Source organism: Phenylobacterium sp. LjRoot225, assembly GCF_964252855.1.
Classification (GTDB): Bacteria; Pseudomonadota; Alphaproteobacteria; order Caulobacterales; family Caulobacteraceae; genus Phenylobacterium.
In genome coordinates this window covers 218,413-234,993 of sequence record NZ_CAXUPL020000005.1, presented here as the reverse complement: position 1 = coordinate 234,993, position 16,581 = coordinate 218,413, and the positions used below count along the sequence as shown (strand labels likewise).

Annotated in this window: 14 protein-coding genes; 10 read left to right on the top strand and 4 right to left on the bottom strand. The window is 67.6% G+C overall.

The features are described 5' to 3' along the window. Positions 1-17: 17 nt before the first annotated feature. The gene (locus tag ACSQ2B_RS24570) at positions 18-314 is read left to right on the top strand and encodes an NAD(P) transhydrogenase subunit alpha (protein ID WP_436054031.1); all 297 of its coding nucleotides are present in this window, start codon (positions 18-20) and stop codon (positions 312-314) included. Beyond that, entirely contained in the window at positions 311-1,708 is a 1,398-nt protein-coding gene (locus tag ACSQ2B_RS24565; protein WP_436054030.1) for an NAD(P)(+) transhydrogenase (Re/Si-specific) subunit beta, read from the top strand. Before ACSQ2B_RS24570 ends, ACSQ2B_RS24565 begins: the two co-directional genes overlap by 4 nt. A gap of 115 nt (positions 1,709-1,823) precedes the next feature. Here the strand turns inward: ACSQ2B_RS24565 and ACSQ2B_RS24560 are convergent, their stop codons facing one another. Further along, a complete protein-coding gene (locus ACSQ2B_RS24560) occupies positions 1,824-3,884 on the bottom strand; it encodes an outer membrane protein assembly factor BamB family protein (protein ID WP_436054029.1) in 2,061 nt (686 codons plus the stop codon). Positions 3,885-4,630: 746 nt separating this feature from the next. On the opposite strand from ACSQ2B_RS24560, the gene ACSQ2B_RS24555 reads away from it, so the two are divergent. The 5 genes from ACSQ2B_RS24555 to ACSQ2B_RS24535 all read left to right on the top strand — a co-directional run bounded on the left by ACSQ2B_RS24555 (position 4,631) and on the right by ACSQ2B_RS24535 (position 9,024). Further along, on the top strand, positions 4,631-5,293 hold the full coding sequence (locus ACSQ2B_RS24555; protein WP_436054028.1) for an AAA family ATPase: 663 nt from the start codon (positions 4,631-4,633) through the stop codon (positions 5,291-5,293). 17 nt (positions 5,294-5,310) lie between these two features. Then, on the top strand, positions 5,311-5,685 hold the full coding sequence (locus ACSQ2B_RS24550) for a hypothetical protein (protein WP_436054027.1): 375 nt from the start codon (positions 5,311-5,313) through the stop codon (positions 5,683-5,685). Between the two features lie 134 nt (positions 5,686-5,819). Further along, on the top strand, positions 5,820-6,728 hold the full coding sequence (locus ACSQ2B_RS24545) for a replication initiator protein A (RefSeq protein ID WP_436054026.1): 909 nt from the start codon (positions 5,820-5,822) through the stop codon (positions 6,726-6,728). 942 nt (positions 6,729-7,670) lie between these two features. After that, complete coding sequence (locus ACSQ2B_RS24540; RefSeq protein WP_436054025.1) at positions 7,671-7,856, top strand: YdcH family protein; 186 nt, start codon at positions 7,671-7,673, stop codon at positions 7,854-7,856. A gap of 172 nt (positions 7,857-8,028) precedes the next feature. After that, complete coding sequence (locus ACSQ2B_RS24535; RefSeq protein WP_436054024.1) at positions 8,029-9,024, top strand: TerC family protein; 996 nt, start codon at positions 8,029-8,031, stop codon at positions 9,022-9,024. A gap of 25 nt (positions 9,025-9,049) precedes the next feature. Here ACSQ2B_RS24535 and ACSQ2B_RS24530 read toward each other — a convergent pair whose 3' ends face one another. From ACSQ2B_RS24530 to ACSQ2B_RS24520, 3 genes are read right to left on the bottom strand one after another with little or no spacing between them, the layout of a single operon-like run. Further along, complete coding sequence (locus tag ACSQ2B_RS24530; RefSeq protein WP_436054023.1) at positions 9,050-9,790, bottom strand: GIY-YIG nuclease family protein; 741 nt, start codon at positions 9,788-9,790, stop codon at positions 9,050-9,052. Continuing rightward, on the bottom strand, positions 9,787-10,944 hold the full coding sequence (locus ACSQ2B_RS24525; protein WP_436054022.1) for a DNA cytosine methyltransferase: 1,158 nt from the start codon (positions 10,942-10,944) through the stop codon (positions 9,787-9,789). The genes ACSQ2B_RS24530 and ACSQ2B_RS24525 overlap by 4 nt, the downstream gene beginning before the upstream one ends. Continuing rightward, entirely contained in the window at positions 10,937-11,167 is a 231-nt protein-coding gene (locus ACSQ2B_RS24520) for a hypothetical protein (protein WP_436054021.1), read from the bottom strand. Before ACSQ2B_RS24520 ends, ACSQ2B_RS24525 begins: the two co-directional genes overlap by 8 nt. Before the next feature lie 227 nt (positions 11,168-11,394). Between ACSQ2B_RS24520 and ACSQ2B_RS24515 the strand changes: the two genes are divergently transcribed. From ACSQ2B_RS24515 to ACSQ2B_RS24505, 3 genes are all read left to right on the top strand, one after another. Further along, on the top strand, positions 11,395-13,509 hold the full coding sequence (locus ACSQ2B_RS24515) for an FAD-dependent oxidoreductase (protein WP_436054020.1): 2,115 nt from the start codon (positions 11,395-11,397) through the stop codon (positions 13,507-13,509). A gap of 226 nt (positions 13,510-13,735) precedes the next feature. Beyond that, a complete protein-coding gene (mgtE, locus tag ACSQ2B_RS24510; RefSeq protein WP_436054019.1) occupies positions 13,736-15,106 on the top strand; it encodes a magnesium transporter in 1,371 nt (456 codons plus the stop codon). 204 nt (positions 15,107-15,310) lie between these two features. Beyond that, the gene (locus ACSQ2B_RS24505) at positions 15,311-16,480 is read left to right on the top strand and encodes an FAS1-like dehydratase domain-containing protein (RefSeq protein WP_436054018.1); all 1,170 of its coding nucleotides are present in this window, start codon (positions 15,311-15,313) and stop codon (positions 16,478-16,480) included. The last annotated feature ends 101 nt before the right edge of the window (positions 16,481-16,581 follow it).

Below are 16,581 nucleotides of genomic sequence, written 5' to 3'. Positions count from 1 at the left end.
ACGCCCGGAGAACCTAGATGCACACCGCATTCGACCCGGATCTGATCGCCGTCTTCGTGCTGGCGGCCTTTCTGGGCTTCCAGCTGATCAAGCGGGTCTCCAGCCTGCTCCATTCGCCCCTGATGTCGCTGACCAACGCCATCGCCGCCGTGGCGGTCGTGGGCGCGATCATCATCCTGGGCGAAGAGAACGCCTCCCCGTTCGCCAAGACCCTGGGCTTCATCGCCGTCACCGCAGCGACGGTGAACCTGGTGTCCGGCTTCCTGATCACTGACCGCATGCTGAAGATGTTCAAGAAGGGCTCGCCCAAGTGATCGGCAACCCCCTCGTCGAGGCCGCCTACATCGTCGCGGCCGTCTGCTTCGTCCTCTCGCTGATGTGGATGAGCCATCCGACCACGGCGCGCCGCGGCGTGCTGGTGGGCGAGTTCGGCATGTTCCTGGCCATCGTCGGCACGCTTCTGCTCAAGGAGGTGGTCGACCTTCCGCTGATCGGGGCGGCCCTGCTGCTGGGCTCGGCGATCGGGGTTCCCCTCGCCTACATGATGCCGATGACCGCCATCCCGCAACGGACGGCGCTCAGCCACTCGCTCGGCGCGCTCGCCGTAGCCCTGATCGGCGTGGTCGAGATGAACAAGCTGGCCGGCCACGGCGCCGGCCTCAGCTTCGCCTCGGTGGCGCTGGCCTTCGAGATGATGCTCGGCTTCCTGACCTGCACCGCCTCGGTCCTGGCCTTCGCCAAGCTGCAGGAGCTGGTGACGACGCGGCCGATGGTCTTCAAGGGCCAGCAGATCGTCAATCTGTGCGTCTTCCTCGCCGCGATCGCCTGCGCCGTCGGACTGGCGCTGCAGCCGCAGAGCGGCGCCCTGCTGATCGGCTTCGTGGTGCTCGCAGCGCTCTTCGGCGTGCTGCTGGTGGCCCCGATCGGCGGCGCTGACATGCCGACGGTCATTGCGCTGCTGAACGCCTATGCCGGCCTCGCGGCCAGCGCCATGGGCTTTGCTCTGTCCAACAAGCTGCTGATCATCACCGGCGCGCTCGACGGCGCCTCGGGCTTCATCCTCGCGGTCATCATGTGCAAGGCGATGAACCGCTCCTTCGCCAACGTGATGTTCGGCGGCTTCGGCCAGGTCGCGGCCGACGCCGGCGGCGCGGGCGAGGCCCGTCCGGTGCGCTCGGCCAGCCAGGAAGACGCCGCCATGATGCTGGAGAACGCCACCTCCGTGGTGATCGTCCCCGGCTACGGCATGGCCGTCGCCCAGGCCCAGCACAAGGTCTCCGAACTCTACCAGTCGCTGACCAACAAGGGCGTCGAAGTGCGCTTCGCCATCCACCCGGTCGCCGGCCGGATGCCCGGCCACATGAACGTCCTGCTCGCCGAGGCCAACGTCCCCTACGAGAAGCTGATCGAGATGGACGAGATCAACGGCGATCTGCCGACGACCGACGTGGTGCTGATCATCGGCGCCAACGACGTGGTCAATCCGGCCGCCCGCGACGATCCGAAGAGCGCCATCGCCGGCATGCCGATCATCGAGGCCGACAAGGCCCGCACGGTGATGGTCATCAAGCGCAGCATGAAGCCGGGCTTCGCCGGGATCGAGAACGAGCTCTACTACCTGGACAAGACCCAGATGCTGTTCGGCGACGCCAAGGACTTCGTCGCCGGCATGGTCAAGGAACTGAGCGGAAGCCGCGGAGGGCACTAGCCCCCTCCCCTCCCCGCCCGCGCGACGGGTCAAGACCCCAAAGGGGTGTTTGCCCCTTCGGGGCGGTCGGCCCGCCGCCCCGGTGACGGCGGGCCTCCAGCTCAGGCCGGCCCGTTCACGCCGGTTCGAGACGCGGTTGGATCCCCAGCTTGTCCAGCGCGGCCTGCTGAGCCTGGGCGGCCCCGGAACCGCAAGCCGCCAGCATCCGCCTTTGACCCTGGCTGAGACCGCCGGTCTTGTTGAGATTGACGACCAGGCTGACGAAATCGGTCCGGTCGTACCAATCGCTGATAACGATGTTGAGATTGTCCGACGCCCAGTCGTTGATGATCCAGCTGTTGAGCTGTGGATCGAGCTCCAGCGCCAGGTCGAGCAGCGACGCAGGATTGCCGGAGAACGGGATGAACCCTTCGGCGATCACCGAGGCGTCCGGAGTGAGGATGCCCTGCAGGACGAAGAAATCCGGACCCGTGTAGGGCAGCTCCCCGTCCAGGAAGGCCTCGAGGTCCGCCGGCGTCTGCACATCGCCCCAGTTCGAGGTGATCGAGCTGCGAGACCAGAGGTCGGGGTATTGCGACACCGTGGCGTCGTCGTCGTAGAGGACGATGATGCGCCCTGCCCCCGCCCACAGGGTGTCCAGGGTGACGTTCGTGCCGACGCTGCGCGGGATCAGCTGGGCGCCCAGAGTCTGGAGCTGGGCCATCAGGGCCTGGGTCGAGGCGTCGTCCATGCCGAAGGTGTGCTGGAAATCCAGGATGATGACTTCCTGGCCGTTCTCCGGGTCGGCGTAGAATTGCGAGAGCTGGCTGACCAGATCGCTCAACGGCGCGCTGACCAGGCCGTGGACGAAGTTCATCTGACCGGCGACGTTCTGCAGCCGCAGGTCCAGATAGCGGATGCCCCCTTCCAGCTGCTGCAGGAAGGTCTGACCCTGGGCGATCGACCACATGGCCAGCACCGCGCCGACCGGAACCCCGGCGACCTCGGCGGCCGTGCGGACCCACGGCAGCCATGGGGGCATGTCGATCCCGACCGACGACCACGGGGTGATCGCATAGGTCCCCGAGTCATGCGTCCCGGGCATGGCCACCTGGCGCAGCATCTTTGGGCCGATGACCGAGGCCAGCTGGCTCATCCATGGGCCCTCGACCGCCGGGTAGTCTTCCAGCGACAGGCCGAGCGCAAAGCCGTCGGTGCCGGCCCAGAGGAGTTCGTTGTCGTCGTCCATGGCGAGCCGCACCTCGTTGTAGCCGAGGCCAGAGAGGGTGTTGGTCGCGTTCACCTTCCCCGTAAGGTCGTCGCACTCGTACACATAGCCGTTGGAGCCGGCGTAGATGACCGCGTCGCCGCTCAGCGGCGTGACGACGTGGTAGCCGCAACTGGGCAATGAGGTCTGCCACTGGGTCTCGACGTTCGCCGGATCGAGGCCGATCAGATAGCCGTTGGTGCCGACCGCCAGCACCGATCCGTCGGCGCTCAGCGACAGCCGGACTTCGTTCGATCCGCGCCCCGGCAGGCCGTTGGACTGGGCGAGCGAACCGTTGGCCTGGTTCAACCGATAGACGTGACCGGCGCAGGCGGCGTAGGCCACCGTATCGCCCGCCTCGATCGAGGTGACAGCGTAGCCGCAGCCCGGAAGGCTGGTCTTCCACGCCGTGCTGAGATCCGTCGTGCTGAGCCCCAGGGCGTAGCCGTTGGTGCCGACATAGACCAGCGAACCATCGACGCTCAGGGCGAACCGGACTTCCTGTTGGCCCACCCCCGACATGCTGTTGGTGTGCAGAATGTCCCCGGTCGCGGGGTCGAGGAGGTAGGCGTAGCCGGCGCTGCCGAAATAGGCGTAGGCCGCATTGGCCACCACGGAGACGACGTTGTAGCCGCAGTCCGGCAGGCTCTTGTGCCAATTGGTCTTCAGCGAGGTCGGGTCGAGCCCCAGGGCGTAGCCGTTGGTTCCGAGCAGCAAGGTGTTTCCGTCGCCGGAAAGCGCCAGGCGGATCTCGTGGTAGCCGTCTCCGCTCAGCCCGTTGCTGGCCAGGACGGCCCCGGTCATCGGGTCGAGGCGGAAGACATATCCATTGGACGCGGCGTAGAGCGCCGACGGCGTCCTCAGGACGGAGGTGACTTGGTAGCCGGTCTTGGGCAGGCTGCGGGTCCACATTGTTGCAAGCAGCGTCATCGTCTTCTCCGGTCGAAGGATGCTGGGGGGGACGCAACTGGGGAAATACACGCGGCGAGGGTGTGGAAACCTATACAGCAACTATGGCGCGCGCTCCGGCGATTAGCGCTGGGATCGCGCAATTGTGTTCGGAGTGTGGCGGCGCGAGCGTCCGCGGCCCCCTCCCCTCCCCTTCCCGCGCCCCGTGCCGGACGGCCGATTGACCCGCCCAGGCGCGGTCAGGCGGTCAGTCAGCGGCGAATAAGCGATGGGACGAGGATCAGGCCCGGCCGCCTCGTCCCGCCGGGAGGTGATGCAAATAAGCAAAACCCCCTTTGGGTATTCGCGCGACTGGCGTCTTGCCCTGACGCACGCGCGCAGACTTGCGTATTTGCGGTCTTGCCCGTCTCAGCGCTTAGGGTTTTGCACCTCTAGGCGTTTGCCCGCCTGGGGATAGGGGCCAATCCCCCATCACGCGTCTGCCCGCGCACCCATCTGGGCGACCACCCGTTTACGCGTCAGCCCGTCCGCTCGTTTGGGGTTTCGCATTTTCGCCCTGACGGGGCTTCACCCCATCACCCCCTTGACCGCGCGGGAGAGCGGGAGAGCGGGAGAGCGGGAGAGCGGGAGAGCGGGGTAGGGGGCGCTCGGGTTAACGGGATGTTCACCATCTGCCCATAGGCTCGTCTGCACGAAAGGACGCGCGCCCGTTCGCACGTTCGCCCAATCCCCCAAGACACCCATTGGGGGCCAGCTGGAGCGAGAAGATGGCCGTTATCAGCGTGTGCTCGACCAAGGGGGGCGTCGGCAAGACGACCCTGGTCATGTGCCTGGCCGACGCCTTCGCCCGTCAGGGCGGGTCGGTGGCGATCGTCGACGGAGATCCCAACGGCCACGTCGCCGCCTGGCGCGACCGGGCCGGCGAGGACTGCACCGTCGTTGTCCAGTCCGAGGCCGACGAGACCCGCATCCAGGACGTGATCGCCCAGGCCGCCGGGAAGTACGCCCTGGTCTTCGTCGACCTCGAGGGCGCGGCCTCCCAGGCGGTGACCTACGCCATCGCCGAGAGCGACCTGGTGCTGATCCCGACCAAGGTCTCTGGCATGGACCTGCAGGAAGTGTTCCGCACCTATGAGGTGGTCAAGCGGGCAGAAAAGATGCTGCGCCGACCGATCGCCGCCAAGGTGGTCTTCACCCAGATGTCGCCGTTGCAGAGCCGGGTCGCCCAGCACGCCCGCGCCGAGATCGGGGCCAACTCCATCCCGGTCCTCGCCACCGAGATCATCCAGCGCGCCGCGTATCAGCAGATCCACTTCACCGGCGCCACGCCCTCCCACCGCGACGGGGACCCCAAGGCCGCGCGCGAGATCGCCTCGGTGCTCGGTGAACTGCTCGAAGCCTTGGCCGATCAGGCCCAGGCCGCCGCCTGACCCTGAAGGAAGACCCGATGTCCAAGCCCTCGCTGGCCTTCCAGCCCACCCCGCGCCCCCGGCCCCTGTCCACGCAGCAGGAGACCGAGAAACTGGTCGAGGCCACCCACGACCTGGGCTTCGGTCGGCAGACCGCCGCGCCGCAGCCGGTCGCCAAGCCCGCTGTAACGCCCGTTCCGGCGCCTTCAGCAGAGCCGAAGGCGGGGGAGGCGGCGCTGCGCAAGCCGGCGGCGCTGAAATTCGACGTGCCTGACGAGCTCTGGGACGACCTGCGGATGGCCGCGATCCGCCGCCGCGTCACGGTCAAATACCTCGTCCTGGAGGCGCTGGAGGCCAAGGGCTACGCCGTCGACCTCGCGGGGATCCCGGAAGACGGCCGCCGCCTGCGCTGAGGCGGGCCTGAGCCGGCGCGGCGACTCGGCGTTCACCCCGAATCGTCGGTCTATTGGGAACACAGCTGCACCCGTTTGCCCGTTGCGGGAATCCGGGGGCGGGGAGGGGGCTTGAGGCCCCCCTGGGAGCGAGCATGAGCCTGCGAAAAAGCCAAAGCCAGGCGCAGTTCGATCTGTTCGCGCCCTACATCATCGACATGGCCTTCCGCGATCAGCGCGAGACCATGGAGCGGCCGTTCTTCTCGCTGGCCAAGCGCAAGCGGATCAAGCCGATCTCCTACACCAGCCCGGACGGCTCGGTGTTCGTCGAGGTCCACGCCGTGCCCGAGGAAGGCATGGCCACCATCTGGGACGGCGACATCCTGATCTGGGCCGCCTCGGTGATCACGGTGATGAAGGACCGCAAGGTCAACGACATCGACCGGACTTTGCACTTCCACCCGGCGGACCTGCTGCGCGGCATCCACCGCTCGGTCGGCGGCGAGGACTACACCCGCCTGCGCGCGGCGCTGAACCGGCTGCAATCCACCGCCATCCGCACCAACATCCGCGCCAAGGGCAAGTCGAAGACCCGCAGCTTCTCCTGGATCGAGAGCTGGACCGAGGTCGTCGACGAGGCCACCGGCCACTCCCGCGGCATGACGCTGACCATCTCTGACTGGCTGTTCGAGGGCATCGTCATGGAGGGCGGCGTCCTGGCGATCGATCCGGACTATTTCCGGCTGACCGGCGGGCGCGAGCGCTGGCTCTACCGGGTGGCGCGCAAGCACGCCGGTGGCAACGACGGCGGCGGCTTCACCATCTCCCTGCCGACCCTGTTCGAGAAGTCCGGGGCGGAAGGCTCCTATCGGCGGTTCAAGTTCGAGCTGAAGAAGATCGTCGATGGCGACGACCTGCCCGAATACCACCTGCTCTGGATCGACGAGAACCAGGGCAAGGAGCCGGCCCTGATGATGGTCCGCCGCGACAAGCTCACCCCGGATCACCCCGCCTATCGCAGCGCCGCCCTGCGCGACAAACGCTTCCCGCAGATGGCCGTCTGAGCCCGAGGCCAGGCCGCGCCAGGGCAGGGGAGGGGGCGTTCCCTATAGCCCGAGAGGGCGCTTCGGCCCGAACGCCTGTTTCACGCGACCAGGCTTGCAGCCCTCTCTCAAGAGCGAAATCAGAGTCTACGTCTTTACAGCGGCTTGCGGGAGACTCCGCACCTTCTCGATCCGGCCGAGGTCCCGACAAGGCCCGTAAAACGGGCGGTGAGTCGTCGGGCTTTTGGGAACGGCAGGGCCGCTTTCGGCGGATCAGGAACAAAACGTCGGGCGATCGGGGACGCTGCGGTGGGCGATCAGGAACGAAACCGCGGGCGTTCGGGAACGGGCCGATCTCGCAAGCTGCTGTTCTGGTTGAGGTTCCAGGTCTTATCCACAGGCTTAACGAACTAACCTCTCTTACGAGAGTCTCCTAAGGTTAGTAACGGTTCCCAAACCGCCGAAGCCGCTCGCCGGGCTGAATAAGGGCCCGGCGGCTCGATTGCAGCGGATCAGCGGAAAGGGGGCTGTTCGGGCGATTGGGAACGCCTCATCGAGCCCGCCGTGGCCGATCGCCAGTTTCCACCGTCGAAGGCGACGGCGTTCCTGATCCGCCGAGGTTGCGGACCGATCCAATCGGGCGATTGGGAACGCCCCGCAGGAGCCGCCGCCGTCATGACCGTTTTGGCCAGCAGGGCAGGGGGCCAGCCGCGCATCGCGCCGGCCTCTTGACTCAGACAACGCCCGTTCCCGATCGCCCGATTCCCGGCGAAAAGCGCATTCAGGCGTCGCCGCAGCCTTGAAGCCGTTTTTGCGAGCCCCCACCTGAATGAGTGCGGACCGGGCCCCTCTGGCGGTTGATGACAACCGTGATGTCGGACCGCGCGGGCGCCCCGGGGTCTGGAATGCTTTCCCCCCCTCAGCTGACCAGCTCCCGGGCGCGCCCTCCACTAGGAGGAGCAGATGAATCTCGACATTCGTATCTGGCGTTTGAGAAGCCGGCATCGCTGGCTCGAACAGCGGCTGCGCGCAGAGCTGAGGCGGCCGGTCCAGGACGCCTTCGCCATCCAGGACCTGAAGCGGCGCAAGCTGCAGGTGAAGGACGAGCTGATCGTCGCCGAGGCCCGTCTCGCGCCCGCCGGCATCTAAGCCCACCCGCCTCCAAAGACGCACGGCGAGGGCCCGGAGCATTTGGCGGTTCATTCGAACCGTCAAATGCTCATAAGTCTTCGAAGTTAGGCCATTCGCTGCGCCGAACCGGTTTCCACTTCGGCGGCGAATGGCCTAGCGGCCGCCGCCGATGCTCAGCCGATCCGAGACCATGATCGACCTTCTCCTCACTCAACCGACGCTGGGGAAGCCGCTCTGGATGTGGCTGGTCTTCGCGACCATCGTCGTCATCGTCTTGGCGCTGGACCTCGGGATCCTCCACCGCAAGCCGCGCGAGATCGGGGTCCGTGAGAGCCTGGGGCTCTCCGCCGTCTACATCTCCCTCGGCCTGGCTTTCGGCGGATGGGTGACGCTCGAGCTCGGAAGACAGGCCGGGCTGGAATACCTGACCGGCTTCCTCGTCGAAAAGAGCCTGGCGCTCGACAACGTCTTCATCATCGCAACCATCTTCTCCGCCCTCGTCGTCCCACGGGCCTACCAGCATCGGGCGCTGTTCTGGGGCGTGCTGGGCGTCATCCTGCTGCGCGGCCTGATGATAGGTCTGGGCGCCGCGCTGGTCGCCCGTTTCGACTGGGTGCTGTGGGTGTTCGCAGCCTTCCTGATGGTGATGGGGGCCAGAATGCTGGTGTCCGCGCGCCAGCCCAAGGACCCGCGCGAAAACACCCTCTATCGCCTGCTGGCCCGTCGCATTCGCCTGACGGATCGGTTCCACGGCGCCCGGTTCTTCGTGCACCTACCGGGCCGTGACGGCCGACGGGTGGTCTGGGCCACGCCGCTGTTCATGACCCTGATCATGGTGGAGCTGGCCGACTTGGTGTTCGCCGTCGACTCGGTGCCGGCGATCTTCGCGATCACCAAGGACCCCTATCTCGTCTACACCTCCAACATCTTCGCCATCCTGGGGCTCAGGGCCCTCTATTTCGCCCTGGCCGCGGTCATGGCGCGGTTCGCCTATCTGAAGTCGGCGCTGGCGCTGCTGCTGATCTTCATCGGCGGCAAGGTGTTCCTGGCCGAGCTGATGGATTGGGAGAAGTTCCCGGCGCCCGTCTCCCTCGCCATCACCGCCGGCCTGCTCGGCGGCGGCATCCTCTATTCGGCGTGGCGCACGCGCACCGGAGCGCCGATCCAGGCTGCAGGGGAGGGGTAGGCCGTCGGGCGATTGGGAACGGCGGCTAGTCCTCGGCGTCATCCTCGCCCTCGCGCGGGACCGAGGCCCCGCCGCCGGTGGCCTCGTAGCGGCGCGCTGCGAGCCACTCCAGGCGCTTGGCCTGGGTCAGCAGCACCCTGCGCAGCCCGCCCTTCACCTGGCGCTCCGAGATCACCTGGGCGAGCCTGGAGATGATCAGGGCGCGCCGGGCGATGCGGAAGTCCGGATGGGCGCGCAGCTCCTGCACCCGCTCGGAGACGATGCGGCCGCGGAAGGAGGGCTGGGCCTCGACCACCAGATCCCCAATCGGAGGATCCTTCTCGTTCAGGATCGCCCTAAACTTGGACTTGGCGATCTCCTGAGCGGTGACGAGCCGCTCGAGGGCGTCGAGATGCGCCTTTGCGGCCGGGGCGCGCAGCTTGTCGTTCCTACCGACGTCCTGAAATTGCGGCAGGGGCCAGACCTCGATCTCGAACACCTCGAACGGGTCCAGCACCGACATGGCCACTGCGTCGGTGCGCTGGTTGGTCAGGTGGCGGCGGATGCGGGTGCGCAGCTGCTCGTTGGTCTGGCCGACATAGATCGGCTCGCCGTCGTAGTCGAAGAAGGCGTAGACGCCCCAGCGGTAGTTGCCGACGAAGGGCCGCGCGCCCGAGGGATCGTGCTCGAACGGCGCGTCGAGGAACCGCGCCAGACCGTTACGCAGTTCGTTGGTCTCGAACGGCGGCTGGCGGATGAAGTCGGGATTCGCGCCGAAGAGGCTCACGCCACCTCGCGCAAGGCCGCCGCCGTCTCGACGATGGAGGGGCCGACGATCGGCTCGAAGATATGGCGGGCGAGGTGGCGCACCACGTCCACCGCCACGCCGTCGCCGGTGAGGTGGTAGGCCTCGTTGTAGTTGCCGGGCAGCCGGTAGTCGTCGGAGAGACCCATCAGCCGCGCGGTCTCCCGCGCCGAGATCAGCCGTGTCCGCACCCGCTCGCCGTCGATCACCATGATCACTTGGCGGCTGGAGCCGCCGGCCGGGGTCCGCAGGCAGCCGGAGACGTCGTCGAAGCGCACCTCGGCGCGCTGCACCTTGGCGCCGTTGTGGTTCAACCGCGTGCGACGGTAGATCCCGCCGACCATCCGGCGACCGGCGCGCTTGGCCTGGGCCACCTTCGCGGCGTTGACCGGGGACATCATGGCCAGCAGCTGACGGGTCTCGGCGGCGGTGTGCCACGGGACGCTCTGGGGGGCCTCCTCGATCACGTCGCGCAGCGCCAAGGCCCGCGGCCTGGGCAGAGGCAGGTTCCACCACAGGAAGTCGTCCTGCAGCGCCTGGGGCAGTTTGTCGACGGCCCGGCGCAGGGCGGCCGTGTGGAAGGGCTCCAGCGGGCCCTCGGAGAGCAGGGCAGGGGGGATGACGACATCGGCGCGGACGCCGATCACGAACAGCCGGGGCCGCGACTGCGGCAGGAAGAGCTCGGCGTTGATCACCAGGGCGCCCAGCCGATAGCCGGCCTTGGCGTAGGTCCGGCAGATCACCTCGAAATCCTTGCCGCCGTGGGAGGTCAGGGCGCCGCAGACGTTCTCCAGGGCGATGATCGCCGGCGCGCGGCCGTCCTCGATCAGCCCGGTCATCACGTCCCAGAAGGGATAGAAGGCGCCCGACCGCTCGGCCTTCAGGCCCGCGCCCGCGCCGGCCAGGGAGAGGTCCTGGCAGGGGAAGGAGGCCCAGGCGAGGTCGGCCACGCCCGGCAGCTCGGCCGAGTTCACCTGGCGCACGTCTCCGATCTTCAGCTCGGCGCCGCCAAAGTTTTCGCGATAGACCGCGCCCTTCTTCGGATCGAAGTCGTTGGCGAAGCGGCAGGTCCAGCCGGCGCCCAGGCCGGTCCGCGCCATGCCGCCGCCTGCGAAGAATTCATAGAACTCAGGCATGTCGCCGCCGCGTGTCGCCCGGTCTGGCGTGAGTGGGAGCGGCGCCATTGGAGGCCTCGCGCGCCAGCTTCTCCTCGATGGCTTCGGTGATCCAGGTGTTGCGCGACACCGCGCCGGGCCGGTCGGCGCGTGCGGCGTCGATCGCCTCGAAGGTCTCCCCCGGAAGCCGCAGGTTGATGCGGTCGAGCCCGCGAACCGCCGAGCCCTTCGAATCGTCTGTCATGGCGCCACGTTGGCGCCTCTGTGGCGCCGCGTCCAGTTTAAGAGTTGCCGGTTTGTTCTGGGCGCGCGCGAACGCCTCGCGATATCGCTCGACAGCCGCCCGCGATCGGGAAATTATTCGGTCCAGTCGGTTCGATTTTTGAGGTTGGTGGACGTGACGCGCGCTTGCGCCTCCCGGCCGTTCCCGTCCTTATTGGACCAAAAGAACAGGATCGGCAGGGAAGAAACATGCATCCGAAGTACCCCCACGTCTTCAGCCCGATCCAGCTCGGTCCGGTCGAGATCAAGAACCGCTTCTATTCGTCGCCCCATGCGGTGCCGCTGAACTGGCTGGGCGCGCCGACCGCCGACTACCTCGCCTACGTCGAGGCGCGCGCCAAAGGCGGCTGCGGACTGGTCGTGTTGAGCATGGCCGCCTTCCACCGGGCCAAGGCCGTCTGGCCCTGTCCTCAGCTGAAGGAGAACATCCCGGCCTTCCGCGAGCTGGCGGACGCCGTGCACGCGACCGGCGGGAAGATCTTCGGGGAACCCTGGTACTTCTGGTCGGGGCCGGGGTCCTGGCAGCCCTACAGCCCGCCCGCGCCGGCCCTGGGCCCGTCGGTCTCCCAGTTCAGGTTTCACGACAAGACCTGGTCGACCCGCGAGATGACCAAGGACGAGATCCGCCGGATGCTCGATGTCTTCCGGGAGTCGACCGAGAACCTTCGCGAGGCCGGCTTCGACGGCGTCATGGTCCACGCCTCGCACGGGGCGATCGTCGAACAGTTCCTGTCGCCCTATTTCAACCGCCGCACCGACGAGTACGGCGGCCCGCTGGAAAACCGGATGCGTTTCCTCGTCGAGACCCTGCAGACGGTCCGCGAGGCCGCCGCCGGCAAGATGGCCGTGGGCATGCGCTTCAACTGCGACGAGCTGCTCACCGGCGGCTACCACACCAAGGACGCCTACCAGGTTCTCAAGCAGGTCGCGGACGCAGGCCTGCTCGACTACGTCGACCTCGACGTGGCCGTCGAGCCGGACCAGTTCTGGCTGGGGATGCCGAACGTCTTCGTCGAGAAGCACGTCTACAAGCCCTTCATCCAGGCGGTCCGCGGGGCGGCGGGAGAGGTTCCGGTGCTGGGCGTCCTCGGCCGGCTGACGACCGTGGCCGAGGGCGAAGACGCCCTGGCCTCCGGCGTCTGCGACATGGTGGGCGCGGCGCGGGCCCTGATCGCCGAGCCGGACCTCGTCAATCACGCCTTCGCCGGCCAGGAAGAGCGCAGCCGCACCTGCATCGCCTGCAACTGGTGCCTGCAATCCCTGCTCGACGAGGGCGCCCAGACCTGCACGGTCAATCCCACCGCCTGGCGGGAACGTTACTGGGGCGCGGGGTCCATCGTTCCGGCGGCCAGGCCGTCGAAGGTCGTCGTGGTCGGGGGCGGACCGGCCGGGCTGGAGGCGGCGCGCGTCGCCGCGCTCCGCGGACACGACGTGACCGTGGTCGATGCACGCGACCGGCTGGGCGGGGCCTTGGCCTTGTGGGCGGGCCTGCCGGGCCGCGAGTTCTTCATGAAGAGCGTCGAGTGGTGGGGCCGCGAACTCGATCGGCTGGGGGTCGAGATCCGTCTCGGCGAGCAGGCCACGGCCGCGAGCGTGCTGGCGGAGACGCCCGATGCGGTCATCGTCGCGACAGGCGCCCTCTACAGCCGAAGCGGCCACAGCAATTTCCGCGACTTCCCGGTGCCGGGTCATGACCAGGCTTTCGTCTACCGGCCGGAAGAGATCCTGCTCGGGAGCGTCAGTCCGTCCGGCAAGGTGGTGGTGCTCGATGGCGAAGGCATGAACGCCGGCGTCGGCGTCGCCGAGGTGCTGGCCGGCCGGGGCTGCGAGGTGGAGTTTATCACCCCCAGCTTCTCGCCGGTGTCGCAGCGGGTGAGGGGGGCGGAAGAGACCCGCTTCATCATGCAGCGCCTGCTGGCCGCCGGGGTGACGATCACCCCGACCACCTATCTCAAACAGATCGGCGACCACGAGGTCACCGCCTTCAACGTCTATTCCGAAGAGGAGCGGGTCATCACCGGCGTCGACGCGGTCGTGCTGGCGACGGGCCGGGTGTCGTTGAACGATCTCGAGAAGGACCTCGACGGCAAGGTCGCGCAGCTCTTCACCATCGGCGACGCGGCGGCCGCCCGGATGTGGGCGACGGCCAGTTACGAGGGCCACCTCTTCGCCCGCTTCATCGGCGAGCCCGACGCCCCGACCTCGATCGCCGAGGTCTACTTCGGCTCGGACGAGCTGCAGCTCCGGCCCCTGCCGGAAGCGACGCGAAGGGCCTTGCAGGGCGCGGTGGGCGAAAATCCCTAGGGTCGCCAGGGGCGTCAAGTCTTGGGCGCCCTAGCTTGACCGCGGCGTCCCGCAGGACCATGTAATCGGGCGCGGAGGCTGACGTGTTCGCCTCCGCTGATCACAGGAACCCAACCCCAATGCCTAGCGACAGTAGTCGATTGTTCGCGCCGGCGCGGCCGCTCGTGGCCTGACCTGCAGGGGTCGGCTCGCCACGTCCGCCGCGACGGCGGACTGGAGGTGAGCCATGGAAGACATCCGCAGCGCGGCCGTCGCGGCCGTTGATCCGATCCTGCTGGCCGAGTTGATCGACCAGCACGTCGCCGACATCGTCGCGCGGCTGAACGAGGAGGCGCTGGAGACCGCCGCCTCCCTCCTCGCGCACCTCCCCCTGGAGCGCGCCGTCGAGGTGTTCGACCGCCCGGAGCTCGTCCGCGCCGGCGAACTGATCCTGGAGCTGCCCGACGAGATCGCCGGGCGAATCCTCATGGGCATGGCGGCCGACCGCGCGGCTGATACCCTGCACCAGCTCGACGGCCCAGACCGCACCAAGCTGCTGACGCGCGTCGACTTCGAGACGGCCCAGTCCCTTAAGCTGCTCCTCACCTACCCGGAGGGCGTCGCCGGCAGCATCATGACGACGGAGTTCGTCAGCGTGCCCGCCACCTACACGGCGAGCGAGACGCTTCGGCACATCCGCGAGGTCGAGCGCGACCGCGAGACGGTCTATTCGATCCAGGTGCTCGATCCGGGCACGCGCGAGCTGGTGCGGGTCGTGACGCTGCGCCAGCTGATCGCCGGCGAACCGGACCAGCCGATCTTGGCGCTGGCGCCGGATCGCGAACCGATCGCGGTGCAGGTCGACACCGACCGCGAAGAGGTCGCCCGGCTGATCTCGATCCACGACCTGCTCGCGGTTCCAGTGCTGAACGCCCGCCGCCAGGTCCTGGGCATCGTCACCGTCGACGACGTGATCGACGCCATCGTCGCGGAGAGCACCGAGGACGTGCAGAAGTTCGGCGGCGTGGAGGGGATGGCCGAGCCCTACCTGGAGATCGGCTTCGGCCGGATGATCCGCAAGCGCGGCGGCTGGCTCTGCGCGCTCTTCATCGGCGAGATGCTGACCGCCACCGCCATGCAGCACTTCGAGGACGAGCTCGCCAAGGCCGTGGTGCTGACCTTGTTCATCCCCCTCATCATGAGTTCCGGCGGCAACTCCGGCTCACAATCCACGTCGCTGCTGATCCGGGCGCTCGCGCTCGGCCAGCTGCGTCTGCGCGACTGGTGGCGCGTGGCGGTGCGGGAGATCCCGACGGGAGCCACCCTGGGCGCCATCCTGGGCGTCATCGGCATGGTCCGCATCGCCGCCTGGCAGATGCTGGGCATTTTCGACTATGGCGTTCATTGGCCGCTGATCGCGCTGACCGTCGGCGTCGGGCTGGTCGGCATCGTCACCTTCGGCTCGCTCACCGGCTCGATGCTGCCCTTCATCCTGAAGCGTCTGGGCTTTGACCCTGCCAGCGCCTCGGCGCCATTCGTCGCCACCCTCGTGGATGTCACCGGGCTGGTCATCTATTTCAGCGTCGCCCTGGTGATCCTCAGGGGAACCCTGCTGTGAGGCCCGCATCGGGTCCGGACGCCATGCCCGCTTGGCGGTTCGCACAAATACCCACTCGACACGCGACGTCTGATGCGCTGTACCGCGGTGGAAGTTGAACACCTGATCAGGTAGCCGCAGAAGCTCGGAGCGCGCGTCCCCCCCGCAAGGGAGCGGACGGCGTCCGCCGAGCCACGCCGTCCAGAACCAAGGAGAGGATCCCTCATGAGCGAACGCACACTCGATACGTCCGACATCGACCAGTACCTCGGCAAGCCGGTCGACTCCTCGCCGCTGCGCGAGCCCATCGCCAACAACGACATCCGCCGCTGGGCGCACGCGATGCACTACCCCAACCTGCTGCACTTCGACCCGGCCTTCAGCGCGGCCAGCCGCTTTGGCAAGCTGGTGGCCCCGCAGAGCTTCCCGATCGCGGCCGACGACGGCCATGGCGCGGCGCCGGCTTGCGTCGGCATGATCCCGGACTCGCACCTGCTGTTCGGCGGCGACGAATGGTGGTTCTACGAGCCGCGGGTGTTCGCCGGCGACATCATCTCCAACGAGCGCATTCCGTTCGACTACGTGGTCAAGCAAACCTCCTTCGCCGGTCCGACCTGCTTCCAGCGCGGCGACAACTTCTACCGCAACCAGAACGGCGAGTTGGTCGCCAAGCAGCGCTCCACCTCGATCCGCTACTCGGCCCACGCCGGCGGCGAGAACGTCAACCTGGATGACGCCGAGGAGCCGGTCTGGAGCGACGAGGAGATCGCGGCCCTGGAAGAACGCAAGTTCACCTGGATCCAGATGCTGCACGACCTGGGTCACAAGGAGCGCTGGTGGGACGACGTGAAGGTCGGCGACCAGCTGCCCGAGCGCGTCTTCGGCCCGCACTCGGTGGCGAGTTTCACGACCGAATGGCGCGCCTACATCGTCAACACCTGGGGCACCATCGACCTGCGCAAGAACGACCTGGAGGCGCTCGGCTTCACCAAGGAGATGGCGGGCTACGAGAACGATCCGGACATGCAGCTGATCAATCCGGAGCTGACGGACGGCGCCTATTACGGTCCGTCGCGCGGGCACCTCTTCCCGCGCTGGGCGCGCAAGATCGGCATGCCCCGGTCCTACGGCTACGGCGCCTCGATGGGAGCTTGGGTGACCGACTATCTGGCCGGCTGGGCCGGCGAGCACGGCATGGTCGTGCACTCGATCGCCAACTACCGTGGCCCGGCGCTCGCCGGCGACATCACCATCCAGACCGCGGAAGTCGTCGACAAGCTCGTCGATGAGACCGGGCGACATATGGTCCAGGTCAAACACAAGATGGCCAACCAGAAGGGCGTGACCATGTGCACGGCGACGGCCGAAATTCAGTTGCCCAAGAAGCCGGTCTGAGCGCCCCGTCCTCGTGACGGCAGAAGATCAGCCCCGGGACTTGGAGCCGTCCACCGGGGCTGATCGCGCCTTCGCAACCGACTTGGCCGGGCCAAAAAAAG

Excerpts from the sequence above, each read along its gene's own strand:
- mgtE (WP_436054019.1), top strand. The coding sequence starts at position 13,736 with ATGGAAGACATCCGCAGCGCGGCCGTCGCGGCCGTTGATCCGATCCTG.
- ACSQ2B_RS24550 (WP_436054027.1), top strand. The coding sequence starts at position 5,311 with ATGTCCAAGCCCTCGCTGGCCTTCCAGCCCACCCCGCGCCCCCGGCCC.
- ACSQ2B_RS24515 (WP_436054020.1), top strand. The coding sequence starts at position 11,395 with ATGCATCCGAAGTACCCCCACGTCTTCAGCCCGATCCAGCTCGGTCCG.
- ACSQ2B_RS24560 (WP_436054029.1), bottom strand. The coding sequence starts at position 3,884 with ATGACGCTGCTTGCAACAATGTGGACCCGCAGCCTGCCCAAGACCGGC.
- ACSQ2B_RS24555 (WP_436054028.1), top strand. The coding sequence starts at position 4,631 with ATGGCCGTTATCAGCGTGTGCTCGACCAAGGGGGGCGTCGGCAAGACG.
- ACSQ2B_RS24525 (WP_436054022.1), bottom strand. The coding sequence starts at position 10,944 with ATGCCTGAGTTCTATGAATTCTTCGCAGGCGGCGGCATGGCGCGGACC.
- ACSQ2B_RS24520 (WP_436054021.1), bottom strand. The coding sequence starts at position 11,167 with ATGACAGACGATTCGAAGGGCTCGGCGGTTCGCGGGCTCGACCGCATC.
- ACSQ2B_RS24545 (WP_436054026.1), top strand. The coding sequence starts at position 5,820 with ATGAGCCTGCGAAAAAGCCAAAGCCAGGCGCAGTTCGATCTGTTCGCG.
- ACSQ2B_RS24570 (WP_436054031.1), top strand. The coding sequence starts at position 18 with ATGCACACCGCATTCGACCCGGATCTGATCGCCGTCTTCGTGCTGGCG.
- ACSQ2B_RS24540 (WP_436054025.1), top strand. The coding sequence starts at position 7,671 with ATGAATCTCGACATTCGTATCTGGCGTTTGAGAAGCCGGCATCGCTGG.
- ACSQ2B_RS24535 (WP_436054024.1), top strand. The coding sequence starts at position 8,029 with ATGATCGACCTTCTCCTCACTCAACCGACGCTGGGGAAGCCGCTCTGG.
- ACSQ2B_RS24505 (WP_436054018.1), top strand. The coding sequence starts at position 15,311 with ATGAGCGAACGCACACTCGATACGTCCGACATCGACCAGTACCTCGGC.